Annotated in this window: 12 protein-coding genes; 1 reads left to right on the top strand and 11 read right to left on the bottom strand. The window is 74.5% G+C overall.

Going from position 1 to position 14,479, the window contains the following annotated elements; genetic code table 11:
• Positions 1-51 precede the first annotated feature (51 nt).
• The 5 genes from ccmE to FV227_RS15315 form a co-directional block, all read right to left on the bottom strand.
• Positions 52-573, bottom strand: coding sequence for a cytochrome c maturation protein CcmE (ccmE, locus tag FV227_RS15335; protein ID WP_147729140.1), 522 nt, complete (start codon positions 571-573; stop codon positions 52-54).
• A gap of 144 nt (positions 574-717) precedes the next feature.
• Positions 718-2,202 carry a c-type cytochrome biogenesis protein CcmI gene (gene ccmI, locus FV227_RS15330; RefSeq protein ID WP_147859379.1) on the bottom strand — a complete coding sequence of 495 codons (1,485 nt, stop codon included), beginning with the start codon at positions 2,200-2,202 and terminating at the stop codon, positions 718-720.
• Positions 2,203-2,468: 266 nt separating this feature from the next.
• Positions 2,469-3,887: a sensor histidine kinase gene (locus tag FV227_RS15325; protein ID WP_147729508.1), complete on the bottom strand. Its 1,419-nt coding sequence runs from the start codon at positions 3,885-3,887 to the stop codon at positions 2,469-2,471.
• Positions 3,888-4,011: 124 nt separating this feature from the next.
• Positions 4,012-4,689 (bottom strand): response regulator transcription factor, encoded by a 678-nt coding sequence (locus tag FV227_RS15320; RefSeq protein ID WP_147729507.1) that lies wholly within the window; start codon positions 4,687-4,689, stop codon positions 4,012-4,014.
• A 36-nt stretch (positions 4,690-4,725) separates the two neighbouring features.
• Entirely contained in the window at positions 4,726-5,100 is a 375-nt protein-coding gene (locus FV227_RS15315) for a PepSY domain-containing protein (protein ID WP_147844218.1), read from the bottom strand.
• A gap of 447 nt (positions 5,101-5,547) precedes the next feature.
• Here FV227_RS15315 and FV227_RS15310 point away from each other — a divergent pair, with 447 nt between their 5' ends.
• On the top strand, positions 5,548-6,834 hold the full coding sequence (locus tag FV227_RS15310) for a family 16 glycosylhydrolase (RefSeq protein WP_147729443.1): 1,287 nt from the start codon (positions 5,548-5,550) through the stop codon (positions 6,832-6,834).
• On the opposite strand, the gene FV227_RS15305 is transcribed toward FV227_RS15310, so the two are convergent.
• From FV227_RS15305 to FV227_RS15280, 6 genes are all read right to left on the bottom strand, one after another.
• On the bottom strand, positions 6,794-7,303 hold the full coding sequence (locus FV227_RS15305; RefSeq protein WP_147729442.1) for a hypothetical protein: 510 nt from the start codon (positions 7,301-7,303) through the stop codon (positions 6,794-6,796). The genes FV227_RS15310 and FV227_RS15305 overlap by 41 nt on opposite strands.
• Positions 7,300-7,722, bottom strand: a complete 423-nt coding sequence (locus FV227_RS15300) for a hypothetical protein (protein ID WP_147859378.1) — start codon at positions 7,720-7,722, stop codon at positions 7,300-7,302. Before FV227_RS15300 ends, FV227_RS15305 begins: the two co-directional genes overlap by 4 nt.
• 81 nt (positions 7,723-7,803) lie before the next feature.
• Entirely contained in the window at positions 7,804-8,310 is a 507-nt protein-coding gene (locus FV227_RS15295; RefSeq protein ID WP_147844812.1) for a hypothetical protein, read from the bottom strand.
• 71 nt (positions 8,311-8,381) lie between these two features.
• Positions 8,382-9,008: a lysozyme gene (locus tag FV227_RS15290; RefSeq protein WP_147859377.1), complete on the bottom strand. Its 627-nt coding sequence runs from the start codon at positions 9,006-9,008 to the stop codon at positions 8,382-8,384.
• A gap of 49 nt (positions 9,009-9,057) precedes the next feature.
• Positions 9,058-10,653, bottom strand: a complete 1,596-nt coding sequence (locus FV227_RS29520; protein ID WP_210246721.1) for a DUF2793 domain-containing protein — start codon at positions 10,651-10,653, stop codon at positions 9,058-9,060.
• 28 nt (positions 10,654-10,681) lie between these two features.
• Positions 10,682-14,479: glycoside hydrolase/phage tail family protein (locus tag FV227_RS15280; protein WP_147859376.1), on the bottom strand; the 3,798-nt coding region annotated here is incomplete at its 5' end.

The raw sequence follows: 14,479 nt of genomic DNA, 5'->3' as shown, positions 1-14,479 counted from the left end.
CGGCGGTTCCTCGAGTCAATGACATCGGTTTTCGGCGTTCGGACATCGGTTTCAGCGCTCGGTGCGCGGTCCGAGGTTCGGGGGCGCGGCGTCGGCGGCCTTCGGCGGGTCCATTCTCACGGAGCCCTTGCCGTCCTTGCCGCCCTCCTGCCAGCGCCCCTGCGCCTTGAGCGCGTCCGCGACCTCGCGCGGCATGTAGGATTCGTCGTGCTTGGCCAGCACGGTGTCGGCGCGGAAGATGCCGCCCGGCTCGAGCGTCCCTTCGGCGACCACGCCCTGCCCCTCGCGGAACAGGTCGGGCAGAAGGCCGGTATACTGGACCTGGACGGTGGCGTTGGTGTCGGTCACGGCGAAGTCCACCGTCTGGTTCGGCCCGCGCTGGAGCGAGCCGTCCTTGACCAGGCCGCCGAGGCGGAAGCGCGTGCCCGGCCCGACGCCCTGTGCCGCCACCTCGCTGGGGGAGCGGAAGAACACGATCGAGCCGCTCATCGCCGACAGGATGAGCCCGACGGCGAGCGCCAGGACGGCGCCGCAGGCGGCGATCAGGATCAGGCGGCGGCTCTTGCGCGTCACGAGTGGGTCCGTCCCCGGCGGGTTGGTCCGGCCCCGGTGCCGACCTCACGGAGGTCGGCCCGGTGCGGGACCGTCCTCATTCTTGTCCCTCGGATGTCGGACGCGGCGCGTCCCGGGTCAAGTCGCCCGTGCCGGGACAGATCGTCAGGGGCGGACCGGAAGGCCGAGCTCCTTGGCCAGGGTGTCGAGCTTCTCGGCCGCGCCCGGGTCGGCGGCGAGCGCCATCCGCGCGCGGCTCAGGACCTTGCCGGCCTGCTCGGGATCGCCGAGGGCGCTGTAGGAGCGCACCAGGCGCTGCCACTCGTCGACGCTGCCGCCCTTGGCCGCGAGCCGGCGATCGAGGCCGGCGACCATGCCGCGGATCGCGGCGTCGCGCTCGGCCGGCGGCATCGCCGACACCGCGGCGGCCGCCGATTCGGTCTCGGCGCGGGATTCGGGTGTCGTGGCGTTCAGGGCGGCCGGAGGCGCGGCGCTGCGCCCATCGCGCGCCATGCCGTCGGCCGGCCTGCCGGACAGGCCGAGGTCGCGCGCGCCCGCTTCCAGGCTCGCGAGCGCCGCGGGATCGGACTTCAGCGCGACGCGGGCGCGTTCCAGCACCGCCTGCGCCCGCTCGGGCTCGCCGAGCACGCCGCGGGAGCGGGCGAGCCGCAGCCACTCGTCGGCGCTGCCGCCCTTGGCCGCGAGCCGCTCGTCGAGGCCGTCGACCATGCCCTGGATCGCGGCGCGCTGCTCGGGCGGCAGCCCGGGGGCGGATTTCGACGGCGTCCCGGACAATTGCGGTGCGGGGTCGCCCTTGAGCCGCGCTAGGTTCTCGCGCACCAGCCCGAGCCAGGGCGCGTCGGCCGGGCTCGTGTCGTTCAGGGCGGTGAGCTGGCGGATCGCTTCGGCCGTGTCGCCGTTCTGCTCGGCGGCACGGGCGAGGTAGAAGCGGGGCTTGGGCGCCTTCGGGTCGAGGGCGAGGGCGCGGGTGAGGGCGGCCTTGGCCTCCTCGGGCACGATGCCGTTGCCGGCCGCGACCATCGCCTCGCCCCAGTCGGACAGGGATTCGGCGGTCTCGCCCTTGATCCGGACGATCGCCGCGTAGGCCCGCGCGGCATCCTCGAACCGCCCGAGCCGCATGTAGACCGGCGCCAGCACGGCCCAGCCCCGCGCGTCGTTCGGGTCGGCGGCCAGCCGCGCCTCGATCTGGCCGACGGCCTTCATCAGGTCCTGCGCGCCCGACTGCACCGCCTGGCGGTCGGCCGGCGTCTGGGCCGGCAGGTCGGGCGAGCCGTAGAGGCCGTAGGCGAGCAGGGCGACCAGGGGGATCGTCGAGAGCGCGAAGGCCGAGGCCGCGCGGCGCTGGCGCAGGCGCGGCTCGGCCACGCTCGCCTCTCCGGGGGCCGGCGCGCGGCTCGCGCGCAGGAGCCGGCGGGCGGCCTCGGTGCGAGCGGATTCCGCCTCCGCCGGGGCGATCAGCCCACGATCGAGGTCGCGCTCGATCTCGGCGAGCTGGTCCTCGTAGAACGCCGTCTCGGTGACGGTGCCGGCCGCATCGGGGACGATGGCGACGCGGCGCGACATCGGCCAGAGCAGGGCCAGGACGGCCGCGGCGGTCATGGCCGCCAGAATGAACCAGATCGCCGTCATCGCACCTTCGAAGCGGTCCCGGTTCGCGCAAGGCGAGGCCGCGGCAGCTCCATCCCTTCGATTGATAAGACGGCCCCCGCTGGAGCCGAATGGCCGTGCCGCCGATGGTAGAGAGCGGGCACGGGCGGCACGATGCCCGCCCTCGGCGTCACGGTGTCACGCAAGTTTTTCGCGATGACAAGGGCGGACGGGACGAGAGCAGACAGGGCAAGGGCGACGGGACGGGAGCGACGGGGCGGGGGCGGCCGCCGCCACGGCCGCAGGGCTCAATGCCCGGCGGCGCCCTTGGGCACGTCGCCCGGCACCTCGAGCACGGCGCGCAGGCCGCCGAGCGCCGCCTGCTCGAGGCGGAAGCGGCCGCGATAGAGCGTGGCGAGGTCGGCGACGATCGAGAGGCCGAGGCCGGAGCCGGGCTTCGATTCGTCCATCCGCCGCCCGCGCCCGAGCACCGCCGAGCGCGCCTCCTCCGGCAGGCCGGGGCCGTCGTCCTCGATCGCCACGAGAAGGTGGGGATAATCGTGGGCATCCACCGCCTCAGCCCGGATCGCGACGCGGCCGGCTGCCCATTTCGAGGCGTTGTCGACGAGGTTGCCGACCATCTCCTCGAAATCCTGGCGCTCGCCGCGGAAGCGCAGGCCCGGCGGCACATGGACCTCGTAGGCGATGTCCTTGTCGCGATAGATCTTCCCGAAGGTCCGCACCAGGCCGGCGAGCGCCGGCTCGACGTCGGTCGAGGTCCCGAGCGTGCCGGCGAGCGCGGCGGCGCGCGCCCGGTCGAGGTGGTAGTTCACCTGGTCGCGCATCACCGCCGCCTGCTCGCGGATCTTCTCGGCGAGGTCGGCCGGGGCGTCGGAGGCGCCGACCTCGTTGACGATGATCGAGAGCGGCGTCTTGAGCGCGTGGGCGAGGTTGCCGACCTGGGTGCGGGCGCGCTCCAGGATCTCGCGGTTGGTCTCGATCAGGAGGTTCACCTCGCCGGTGAGCGGGGCGATGTCGCGCGGATAGGTGCCGGTGATCCGGTCGGCCTCGCCGCGCCGGATCGCGCCCAAGGCCGCGCGCATCTTCTTCAGCGGCGCCAGGCCGAAGCGGATCTGCAGCAGGGTCGTCAGCGCGAGCGACAGGCCGAGCAGGCCGAAGGTCATGAACAGGGAATTTCGGAAGCGCTCGACGTCGTTGACGATCTCGTCGGCGGGGCCGGCGACGCGCACGGTGTAGCGCCCGTCCTCGCCGAGGTCGACGTCGCGCTCGATGATGCGGAGCAGCCGGTCGTCCTGCGCCCGCCCGTAGCCCTGGCGGATCTGCCCGACCCCCGCCTTGCCGTCGGGATCGGTGGCGGGCTTCAGGGGCACGCCGACCAGGGAGCGCGAGGTGCGCAGGTCCCGCGGCCGGGCGTCGGGCTTGCCGACCTGCCAGTACCAGCCCGACAGCGGCAGGTCGAAGCGGGGGTCGCCGAGCGTGAAGGCCCGGCTCTCGGTGTCGCTCGGGGTGACGAGGTCGGTGGCGAGGTTGTTGGCGAAGACCAGCAGCCGGCTGTCGAAGGCCCGCTCCGTGGTCTCGCGATACAGCGTCGTCAGGATCCAGGCGGCGATCAGCAGGATCGCGGAGCTGGCGAGCAGCGCCGAGACGGCGAGCCGCACGGCGATCGAGCGACGGCGGAGCGAGAACAGGCTGAGGACGGCGTTCATGGGTGGCGCATGCTGCGGCACGGGCGGCGGGACCGACCGCCGGGTGGGATACCGTGATCCGGCTCGGCGGGAAGGCTTCCCCTCGAGCCGACATGACGGTCGCGCTCGGTCGTAGCCCGCTCCGTCACACCCGTGCCGGCGGCTGGCTCGGGTCGACCAGGTAGCCCAGCCCGCGCACCGTCTGGATCAGGTCCACCGCGAGCTTCTTCCGCAGGCGGCCGACGAACACCTCGATGGTGTTCGAATCGCGGTCGAAATCCTGGTCGTAGAGATGCTCGGTCAGCTCGGCGCGGGAGACGACGCGGCCGGTGTGGTGCATCAGGTAGGAGAGCAGCCGGTATTCGTGGCTCGTCAGCTTGATCGGGTTGCCGTCGACGAACACCCGCCCCGAGCGGGTGTCGAGGGTGACGGGGCCGCAGGCGATCTGGCTGGTGGCGTGGCCGGCGGCGCGGCGAAGCAGCGCGCGGACGCGCGCCATCAGCTCCTCCATGTGGAACGGCTTGGTGACGTAGTCGTCGGCGCCGGCATCGAACCCGTCGACCTTGTCGGACCAGCGGTCGCGCGCGGTGAGGATGATGACGGGGGTCTTGATCCCGGCGCGGCGCCACTTCTGCAGGACGCTGACGCCGTCGGCCTTGGGCAGCCCCATGTCGAGGATGATCGCGTCGTAGGGCTCGCTCTCGCCGAGGTAGCCGCCCTCCTCGCCGTCGAAGGCCTTGTCGGCGACGTAGCCCGCCTCCTCCAGCGCGCTGACCACCTGCCGGTTGATGTCCCGGTCATCCTCGACCACGAGCAGACGCACGGATCACCCTCCCTCGAGCGACGGCCTTCCCGGCCGTCAGTACTGGCCCGCCACCTGGCCGGTCTTGGCGTCGACCATCACGTGCACGAAGTGGCCGTCCCGACGCAAGGCGGTCAGCATGTAGACGAGGCCGTCGGCGTGGCGGCACAGGCTCGCCCGCTGGATCTCGGCCCGCGGGATCACCGTGCGCGCGGCCTTGATCGCCGTCACCGGCGCGATCACCCGGCGCTCGGACACCTCCTCGCGCATGTCGGCGGGCGACAGGCACTCCTCGACCCGCAGCTGCGGCGGGCCGGGCGCGGCGACGGCCGGGGCCGCCTCGCGGGTCTCCTCCGCCGATATGCCGAGGCCGCCCGCCGCAAGGGCCGCGGCGGTCAGGCAGATCGCTGCGAGGGCGAGGGGGTAGCGCATGGGGAGGGACTGTCGGCCCGAGGCACTGAATGCGCCCTGAATGCCGCCGGCCGCGGACCCATGGCCGGGGCCGTGCGGGCGGAGGGTGGCTCGGGCGGCGGCGGGTCTCATCGAAGGTCCGTGGGAAGCTGCGAAGCGTTACGGCCGAGAACCGCAGCGGTTCCATCGCGCCCCGTGCGATCCACGGGGATGCGCGTCCGGCCGCCGCCGGACGGAGCGAGGATCGGCGACGAAGAGGCCACGCGCGACGACTGTCGAACGCCGAGGCCGTCGGTAGTTTATACGCGAACCCGCCCAACGAAGACGCAGATGGCGCCCGAAGCGGCGGCCGAAGACCGCAAACGACCCAGCGCACCGCGGAACCAAGTTTGTAAACCGATTATTCTATTTTGAGTTGTATTCATCATGCGCGGCGGCTTCGGCCGCCCGCGTGAGGCGGGACCCGTCATGGCGATCGATCCGAACCACCTGTCGCAGACCGCGACGCTGACCTTCGCCGAGGAGTTCGACGCGTTCACGCCGTGGAACGGCACGACGGGCCTCGACACGGTCGGGGCGCCGCAATGGTCGACGAAGGTCCGCGCGACCGGGACGATGCCATACAACGATGAATTGCAATATTACGTCGCCGGCGCGGACGGCGCCGCGGGCGGCACGGCCGGCCTGCCCGACCCGTTCCAGGTCTCCGACGGCGCGCTGACGATCTCCGCCGCGCCGGCCGCCCCCGACATCCAGGGTTCGATCGAGGGGCAGACCTACACGTCGGGGATGATCAACACCTACCACAGCTTCAGCCAGACCTACGGCTACTTCGAGATCCGCGCGCAGCTCCCCGCGGCCCACGGAATGTGGCCGGCGTTCTGGATGCTGCCCGCGGACGGGAGCTGGCCGCCGGAGCTCGACGTGATGGAGATGGTCGGCGGCGACCCGAACACCCTGCGCAACACCGTCCACAGCCAGGTCTCGGGCAGCCAGCGGGTCGACGCGACGCATTACCTGGACGAGGCGAACGTCGCCGTGCCGGACATGACGTCGGGCTTCCACACCTACGGCGTCGACTGGGAGCCCGACACCATCACCTGGTACTACGACGGGCACCCGACCTTCCAGGCCGCCACGCCGGCCGATCTCAACAAGCCGATGTACCTGATCGCCAACCTCGCCGTCGGCGGGGCCTGGGCCGGCGACCCGGACGCGGCGTCGGCGCAGATGACGATCGATTACATCCGGGCCTATGCGAGCGCGCCGACCGCGGCGTCGCCGAGCGACACCTTCCACTTCCGCGACGCGAGCACCGGCGACGACCTCTACACGACGAGCGCGAGCGAACGGGCCTACGTCGCGCAGAACCTGCCGTCCTACACCGCGGAGGGCGTGGCCTGGATGGCGCCCGCCACGAGTGCGGACACGGTGGACGTGTTCCGCTTCGTCGATACGCGGACGGGCGAGCACTTCTATACGGCGAGCCCCACGGAGCGCGCCCACATCGACGCGATGATGCCGAGCTTCCACGACGAGGGCGTGGCGTTCCAGGCCTATGCCGACCCGGCGCTGGCCGGCGCCGACGCGCTGACGGTGCAGCGCTTCCTCGACACCGCGACCGGCGAGCACCACTACACGGCCGGCACCGCCGAGACGGCGGCCTTCGAGAAGGCCCAGGCCGGCGGCAGCTGGGTTCACGAGGGGGCAGCCTTCACGGTGCACGCGCCGTCGCCCGGAATGCTGGACCTGTGACCCCGCCGCAGGTCACCCGGAAGGGGGGGATCGCGTCCGGCTGGCGCTGGCGGAAGACGGTGCGCTGAAGCCAGTTGCAGGCGGCCGACGGGCTCTCGACCAGGATCGCGGGGCCGCAGGGGAAGTCGGCCGGGATCTCGGTCTCGATGGTCTGGGGCCGGCCGTCGCGGTCCCAGGGCGGCGCATCGAAGGCGATCTCGGGGAGCATCACCCGGCGCCCGTCGGCGCCGAGGCTCTGCAGGCGCCACGTGACGTGCAGCGCGCATTCGGCGCCGTAGGCGATCACCCGCGTCTGGCGCAGGGCGCCGCCGGGCGCGACCTCGGGCGTCAGCAGGTCCGTCGAGCGGACGCGGTAGGGCCCGTGCCAGTCGCCGGCGGTGTAGGAGACGAAGGCGCACAGCGCGAGGAACAGGCTCCCGCCGACCGCGTGGTAGAGCCGGGTGAGCCAGCGGTCGAGGGCGGCGCTCATCGCAGATCTCCCCGGAACAGCCGCCAAATCTGGCGGACGAGCGGCAGCCGGTCGATCCCGAACTGCGCCAGCGCGAAGGCCGTGACGGCGACGGCGACCGCCGCATGCTTCATCCGCCGGTAGTACCGGGCCAGCGCCCGCCGCTCGATCCGGTCGTCGATCACCGCGTCGAGGGCGGCGAGGCGGTCCGGCGTCTGGTGCCGGATGAAGCTGCGCCACTCGGTGCCGAACCGGACGACCAGCCGGTCTACGTCCGGCTCGGTCGCGGCCCGCTCGGCGTAGGCGCGGCGGATCAGGGTCTCGCCGAGGCCGTCGTCGGGGGGCGGCAGCACCCGGCCGACGCCCTCGCCGATCGCCGCGAGGGCCGCCCGGCGGCAGGCGGGGTCGCGCTCCGCCGGGCTTCGTGGTGTCGCGTCCATGCCGTCCCTCCGCGGATGCCAGCGTGTCGTTCGAGCACCCGCACGGGCGTCCCGGCCGCGGACGGGGCCGTCGCTCCGGCGCTATCGCGCCGCGAGGCCGGCGGCGGCGAGGGCCGGCGCGAGCGTGTTGGCGGCGGTCGCGCGGTCTTCCAACGCGAGGCGGCGGAACACCTTCTCGGCGATGCCGGGCAGGCCTCCGGCGGCCTTCACGACGAAGCCCGGCACCTGGTCGGACGCCCGCTGCACCGCCGCGGCGATGACGGCCGAGCCGACCGGCACGGTGAGCACCTGCCCCTTGGCGGCGCCGGCCACCGCGTTGAGCGCGTAGTCGGTGACCCGGCGGACCATGCCCTCCACGACGGACTTCGACAGGACGTAGCCGAGCAGCGGCGCGAACCGGGCGATCAGCCCGGTCGCCAGGGCGACGAGGAGCGGCGTCAGCACCGCCTGCGCCGTCGTGGCGAAGCCGACGATCCAGTCGCCCCAGGGCAGCACGACGGCGCCCCCCGCCGCGGCGAGGGCGGGCGGGGCCGCGAGGCCGATCGAGAGGGCACCGGCGAGCGCCGGCGCCGCGGAGAAGCGGGACATGGTCGAATCCTTCGGCTGGGGTTGCGCGGCTGGACCCGGCCGGCACGGGATCTGGGATCGGGCGCGGCGGATCAGGCCCGGGCCTTCGCCGGCGCGGCGGCCGCGGCGAGCCAGGCCTCGATTCGGTGCCGCAGCCGCGCGAGCCGACCCGGCCGCGGCACGGTCGGCACCAGGACCGGGGTCGCGACGCCCGGGTCCGTGACCGCGGCGACGGGGGCCGCGATCCGGAGCCGCGCGGCGTTCACGGTCGGGCGCGGCAGGGCGACGGCGTAGGCGGTGACGAGCTGCTCGGCCTCGGCGCGGCGGCGGGGCAGGATCGCCGCGGGCTTGCGCCACAGCAGCAGCGCGTCGGCGGCACCGGCCGCGTCGCCGGCGTTGATCCGTCTCAGGACGGTCGAGCCGGCGAAGGCCGCCGGGCCGATGTTGTAGCAGAGCGAGACGAGGGCATCGAAGGCGTGCGGCCCGACCGCCGCCGTCAGGCCGTCGCGGACCGCGGCGACGTAGGTCGCGACGTCGCGCGCGAAGATCGCGTCGCACTCGGCCGCGGTGATCGCGAGGCCGGGGACGACGCGGGGGCGCCCCGCCGCGGAGGTGTGGCCGACGCCGATGGTCCAGACGCCGACGGAATCGCGGTAGGCCGTCAGCCGCCGTCCCTCGCGCGCGATGAGGCACGCCTCGCCGATAAGGGTGAGATTCATGGGGATCTCCGGGGCGGGGAACGGCGGTCGGTGCGGCGGGCGCCCGGCCTCAGCCCAGCTGCTGCGCGCCGAAGGACGCATCGGCCGCGGCCACGTAGCCGTCGGCCCCCGTGAACCGCACCCAGACCTCGACGCCGTCGCCGGCCGCGAGCTTCAGGGTCGTGGCGAGCGACAGGGCGGTGACCCCGTCCACCAGCGCACCGGTCGCGGCGGCGCGGCCGCGCCCGGCGGGGGCGCCGTTCCGGTAGAGCTGGACCTCGAAGGCCGTCGGCGCGCTCGCGTTGTTGCGCTTGTAGGTGAGCATGGCCGAGACCCGATAGAGGCCGGCCTCGGGGGCGGTGAAGCGGTTCGTCGCGGCCGCGAACGCGCCCTGGTCGTTGCTGTCGGCGATGTTGAACTGCACCTTCGTCCAGGCGCCGGCCGGGACGTAGTTGTCGAAGCTCGTGGTCGCCGCCGCCTTGGCGAAATTGCTGATCCGCGCCCAGCCCGTGCCGGTGTACCACTTGAGCGCGGTCGCGGTGCTGTCGGCGTAGAGCTGCCCTTGCGCGAGCCCCGTCGTCGGGTCGGCGGCCAGCGGCGCGAGGCGCACCGCCCCGCTGGCCTCGACGGCGAACGCCTCGGCCGTGGCCGTGGTGCCGGCCGGCGTGGTGCGCAGGCTGATCCGCGTCGGCTGCGACGCGTCCGACCACGCCTCCGAGGCCAGGAAGGCGACCTGCACCCGCGGCGCCGACGCGTAGCCGGAGGCGCCGTAGCCGTATGCGGAGAGCTGCCCGATCGCGGCATCCGGCGGCAGGGCAGCCGGCGCGGCGGCGCTCCCGGCCGCGGCCCGGAAGGCGAGGTGTCCCGCGGCGTTGGCGCCGTATCCGTCGAGGACGAGCCGCGGCGTCGTCCCGTCGGCGCCGGAGACCCGCAGCACCGTCTGGGGCGGCGCGTCGGGAAGCGCGCCGGCATGGGTGCCGATCTCCACCGGCCCGGCGATCCGCCCGAGGGCGAGCCGGCCGGTCGCCGCCGAGACCGAGAGCGCGGTCGAGAAGCTCGCGCCGTCCGGGCTCACCTTCAGGGCCACGTCGTCGGCGCCGAAGGTGCCGAGCAGCGCCCGCGTCGAGAACCCGGTCTGGAACGCCAGGCCGGCATCGCGCGCCGCCGCCTGCTTGTTGAGGGTGAGCCGCACGCTGCCCGAGCCCGGCGTCGCGTCGTCCCAGGAGAGCAGAGCGGCCTCGGACTTCACCGCCAGCCGGTTCACGGCGTCGGCCGCGGTGCCGATCCCGAGGCGGGCGAGGTTCTGGAGGCTCGCCAGGGTGGCGCGGAAGCTCGTCCAGGCGCTGCCGGTGAAGATGTAGAGGTCGCCCTCGTCGGCCACGAAGGCGAGCCAGCCCGGTCGGGGCGCGAGCCCGACCCAGACCCCGTCCCGGAAGCAGGCGACCTGGCCCGACAGCCCGGCCCAGGCCCCGGTGGGCGCGGCCGCGACGACAAGGTAGCGGTCGCCCTCGGCCGGGGCGGCCGGCGGCGCGGCGAGGTCCTTGTCGAGGCAGGCGAGCTGCACCAGCGCGTCGAGCTGCACCAGGGCCTCGTTGTGGGTGACGTGCTTCTGCGCCTGGTTGGCCGCGATCAGCGGCAGCGCGAGGTTCTGCGTGGTGTCCGGCATCGGCGGGCTCCGTCGAGGGATCGAGGTGTCAGCCCCGGCGCACGGCGACGCGCGCGCGGGTGGCCGGGCCCGGCCCGAACACCGCCCCGACCTGCGCGACGGCGATGTCGAGCACCGCCTGCGGGCCGCCGAAATCCGCGGCCTCGTCGGCGTAGAGCAAGCTCGGCCCGGCGGCGGCGAGGCTGCGCAGCCCGTGGCCGTCGGCGGCGAAGACGGTGACGGCGTAGGCTTCCACCGCCTCGTCGAGGGGAATGTCCGCGACGTCCCAGCTGTCGGCGTCGCGGCGCGCCCGGCGGATCCACGACAGGCGCACGCCGCCGGGCTCGCGCCGGGCGCGGAGGTGGACCGGGCTCGACGGCGCCAGCGCCGCGAGGCCGGCGGCGGCGAAGATCTCGACGAAGCACGGGTCGCCGGGATCGCGCGAGGCCGGGCCGATCCGGTAGCGGAACCGGCGCCCGGCCTCGTCGAGCCGGTCGACGAGGGGAATCACCGCGCCGTCGTCGAGGCGCACGATCAGGCTTCCGGCCGGGGCCGGGCGCGAGGCCGCCGCCTCGCTGCCGGCGAGCCCGCGCAGCAACCGGCCGAGACGGAACGTTTCGGGCCCGACGAGCACGGCCTCCTGCGCCGCGATCATCTCCACGCTGCCGTCCGGCGCGATCACCGCGAACAGGTTGCCGCCGGCCAGCATCGCCGGCAGGTCGAGGCTGCCGAGCGCGCCGGCGTTGCGCAGGGTCGCATCGAGGCGCGTCGCGCGGTCGAGACGCCAGAGGGGCCCCGGGGGCAGCGCCGTCAGCGTCCGCCCGAGGCAGGCCGGGTAGTCGGCGGTGCCGTGGAGCGCCAGCGGCGCGCCCGCGCCGTCCGAGCGCCAGATCGCCAGCGCACCGGGCCACGGCTCGGCGGTCGCGGCGAGGTACTGCAGCGCGGTCGGGGTTCCGCGGTCGGCGGGCAGGTCGAGGGCGAGCGCGAACGGGGCGCCGGCGAGCAGCGGAGGCCGGACGGGCCGGGTCGTCGACGCGTGGCGCGCCGGCCGCGTGCCCGGCCCGTGCAGCGGCACGCCGCGGGTCTCGAGCCGGCGGCCGGCCGGCCCGTCGTCGATGCGCACGATGCGCTGAAGGCCGGCCGGCGTCGCCAGCAGGTCGCCGGGCTCGAGATCGAGGCGGCGCGGGCTGAGCGTCAAGCCGGCGGTGTCGCGGCCCGCGATGGCCCGGTCGAGGAGCGCCTCGGCAAGGTTTTCTGCGGTCTCGCGCCGGGTGACGACCGCCGCCTCGATCCGGGTCTCGCGCCGCCGGCCGCCGGCCGGCCGGATCGCGGCGGCGGACGCGCGGCGATAGTCCGGGTTCTCGGAATCGGTGAAGCCGATCTCGATCGAGCGCGGCAGGCCGCTCTCCTCGGCGCGCACCCGGCGCAGCGGCGCCTCGTCCTCGGAGACGCGCACGAGGTCGTCGTCGGCGATGATCACCGCCGCCTCGCGCCGCGGCCCGCGCAGCTGCAGGGTGCCGGCGACCGCCGACACGTCGAGGCCGTAGAGCTGCGCCAGCGGCTCCAGGGCGGCGCGGGCCGAGAGCGGCCGGTCGATCACCGCGCCGTCGAGGTAGGCGGCGGCCTCGATCGCGATCGGCACGGCGACGCCGAGGTCGGACAGGATCCGCTCGATCAGCCGGTCGAGGTCGCAGCCCTCGATCCGGCCGGTGATCCAGTGGCCGACCCGCCAGTTGCCGGCATCGGCCCAGACCGAGCCCTGGTCGGGAAAGGCCGGGTAGGGCCGCGCGTCCCAGGCCCAGACGAAGACCGCGCCCGGGTCGACCATCGGCCCGCCGTAGACGGGCGAGAGCGGGTTGTCGGCGGCCGCGAAGCCCGCCGCGACGGGATCGAACCGCGACAGGATCGCCTCCAGGCCGCGCAGCTGGATCAGCTCGTCGCGCAGGCCGCGCGAGGCGGGCGGAAAGGCGCTCTCGGAGGATTTCGGGTCGGGGAAGACGTTGGGTCCGTTGGTGCCCTTGTCGACCGCCGGCACGCCGATCTCGGTGAGCCAGATCGGCTTCCCGCGCGGCACCCAGGCCGTGGCGCGGGTCTCGACCCCGCCCGCCCGCTCGACGTGCGCGCTCGACCACCAGCCGACGAGGTCCTTGGGCCGGAACGTCCACGGCTTCCCGTAGGCGCCGTCGGTGATCGGACTGCGGCGCTGCGCGGCGCGGGCCTCGTCGTCGGCGTAGTACCAGTCGAACGCCTCGCCGCCGCCGAGCCGGGCCTTGAGGAAGCCGCGGTCGTAGATCGTGTCGGTCTCGGCGAGGTCGGCCTGCGCGGGCGTGTCGCGAAAGTCCGAGATCGGCGGATAATAGTCGATCCCGACCGCGTCGATGCTCGGGTCGGAAAACAGCGCGTCGAGGGGGAAGCGCACGCTGGCGCCGCCGTCGCGGACCTGGGCGCCGTACTCGGTCCAGTCGGCGGCGTAGACGAGCTTCACCGACGGCCCGAGCCTCCGGCGCACCGTTCGGGCGAGGTCGATCAGCGCCGTTGCCGCCGGGCAGGTCTCGCCCGCGCCGCGCACGCGGGTGAGGCCGACGAGCTCGCTGGCGAGGACGAAGCCGGAGAGCAGCGTGCCGGCGGCCGCCCAGCCGGCCGCGAGGTCGGCATAGTGCAGCACCTGCCGGCGATAGCCCTGCGCGCCGGCGAAGTAGGCCAGCACCTGCGCCTCGGCCGCCGCCGTCCCGTCCGGGCTGCCGGGCTGGCCGGGGGCGGGATCGCAGGTGATGCGGCCGCGCCAGGGGTAGGCCGGCTGGCCGACGCTGCCGGGCGCGTAGGGATCGGGCAGCGCGTTGCCGGCGGCGACGTCCATCATCACGAACGGGTAGAGCACCACCGCGAGGCCGCGCCGGGCCAGCTCCGCCATCAGGCGGCTGAGGCCGGCATCGGAGGGCGTGCCGCCATAGGCCGGCGTGCCGTCCGGCGCGGCGGAGACGGGCGCGACCTGCGTGCGGCCGAGGCCGGCCACGAGCCAGCCGTCGCCGGTGGTCGCCTTGTCGCGGATCTCGACGCGGGGCGCGACCGTGCAGTGCCCGGCGCGCAGGTCGTCGCCGAACCACGCCACCACCACCGCGATGCGGGCGAGGTTCGGGCACAACGCCTGCAGCGCGTCGAGCGACGCGACCACGTCGGTCGCCGCCTGGAGCTGGAACCGGTTGGCGGCCCGCGTCCGGCCGAGGCCGAGATCGACCGTGACCGGCATCGGGTCGAGGCCGAACTCGGACGCGCCGGGGATCAGGTTCACCGCGCGGATCAGCGGCGCGACGCCGTTGACCGGCCGCACCACCTCGAAGGCGAATTGCGGGATGCGGTTGCCGTAATCGGCCAGGGGCAGCCCCTCGAACACCACGTAGGCGAGGCCGCGATAGGCCGGCGCGTCGGCGCCCTCCTTGGCGACGATCAGCGGATCGGGCGCCTGGTCGGCCGCGCCGGCATGGACCCGGCAGGTGATCGCGGTGCGGTCGAGCTCGATCCCGTCCGCCCAGATCCGCCGGACGAGGGCGATCTCGCCCTCGCACAGGCCGACCGCGAGGTTGGCGAAGTAGGCGTAGCGCGTCCGCACGGTCTTCTGCCCGCCGCCGCCCTTCGCCGGGGAGGACGCCCGCTCGACGGCCGTGTTGGCGACCTCGAGCGGCCGCGTCGCCCAGATCAGGGTGCCGCCCAGCTTCGCCCGGCCGTAGACGCGCGGCACCGGATCGCCCTCGGTCGAGGACAGGCCGGCGACGTCCGACAGCCGCGGCCCGGCGACGAAGCGCGGGCTCGTCCCCGCCCCGAACAGGGCGCCGTCGAGCCCGGCCCCCGC

It is taken from the genome of Methylobacterium sp. WL119 (genome assembly GCF_008039875.1).
Taxonomy (GTDB): Bacteria; Pseudomonadota; Alphaproteobacteria; order Rhizobiales; family Beijerinckiaceae; genus Methylobacterium.
The sequence above is the reverse complement of the archived record's forward strand: the minus strand, read 5'-3'. Positions and strand labels throughout refer to the sequence as shown.

What these genes read in the sequence shown, in the direction of transcription:
- ccmI (WP_147859379.1), bottom strand. Translation starts at nt 2,202, where the DNA reads ATGACGGCGATCTGGTTCATTCTGGCGGCCATGACCGCCGCGGCCGTC.
- FV227_RS15325 (WP_147729508.1), bottom strand. Translation starts at nt 3,887, where the DNA reads ATGAACGCCGTCCTCAGCCTGTTCTCGCTCCGCCGTCGCTCGATCGCC.
- FV227_RS15315 (WP_147844218.1), bottom strand. Translation starts at nt 5,100, where the DNA reads ATGCGCTACCCCCTCGCCCTCGCAGCGATCTGCCTGACCGCCGCGGCC.
- FV227_RS15310 (WP_147729443.1), top strand. Translation starts at nt 5,548, where the DNA reads ATGGCGATCGATCCGAACCACCTGTCGCAGACCGCGACGCTGACCTTC.
- FV227_RS15305 (WP_147729442.1), bottom strand. Translation starts at nt 7,303, where the DNA reads ATGAGCGCCGCCCTCGACCGCTGGCTCACCCGGCTCTACCACGCGGTC.
- FV227_RS15300 (WP_147859378.1), bottom strand. Translation starts at nt 7,722, where the DNA reads ATGGACGCGACACCACGAAGCCCGGCGGAGCGCGACCCCGCCTGCCGC.
- FV227_RS15295 (WP_147844812.1), bottom strand. Translation starts at nt 8,310, where the DNA reads ATGTCCCGCTTCTCCGCGGCGCCGGCGCTCGCCGGTGCCCTCTCGATC.
- FV227_RS15290 (WP_147859377.1), bottom strand. Translation starts at nt 9,008, where the DNA reads ATGAATCTCACCCTTATCGGCGAGGCGTGCCTCATCGCGCGCGAGGGA.
- FV227_RS29520 (WP_210246721.1), bottom strand. Translation starts at nt 10,653, where the DNA reads ATGCCGGACACCACGCAGAACCTCGCGCTGCCGCTGATCGCGGCCAAC.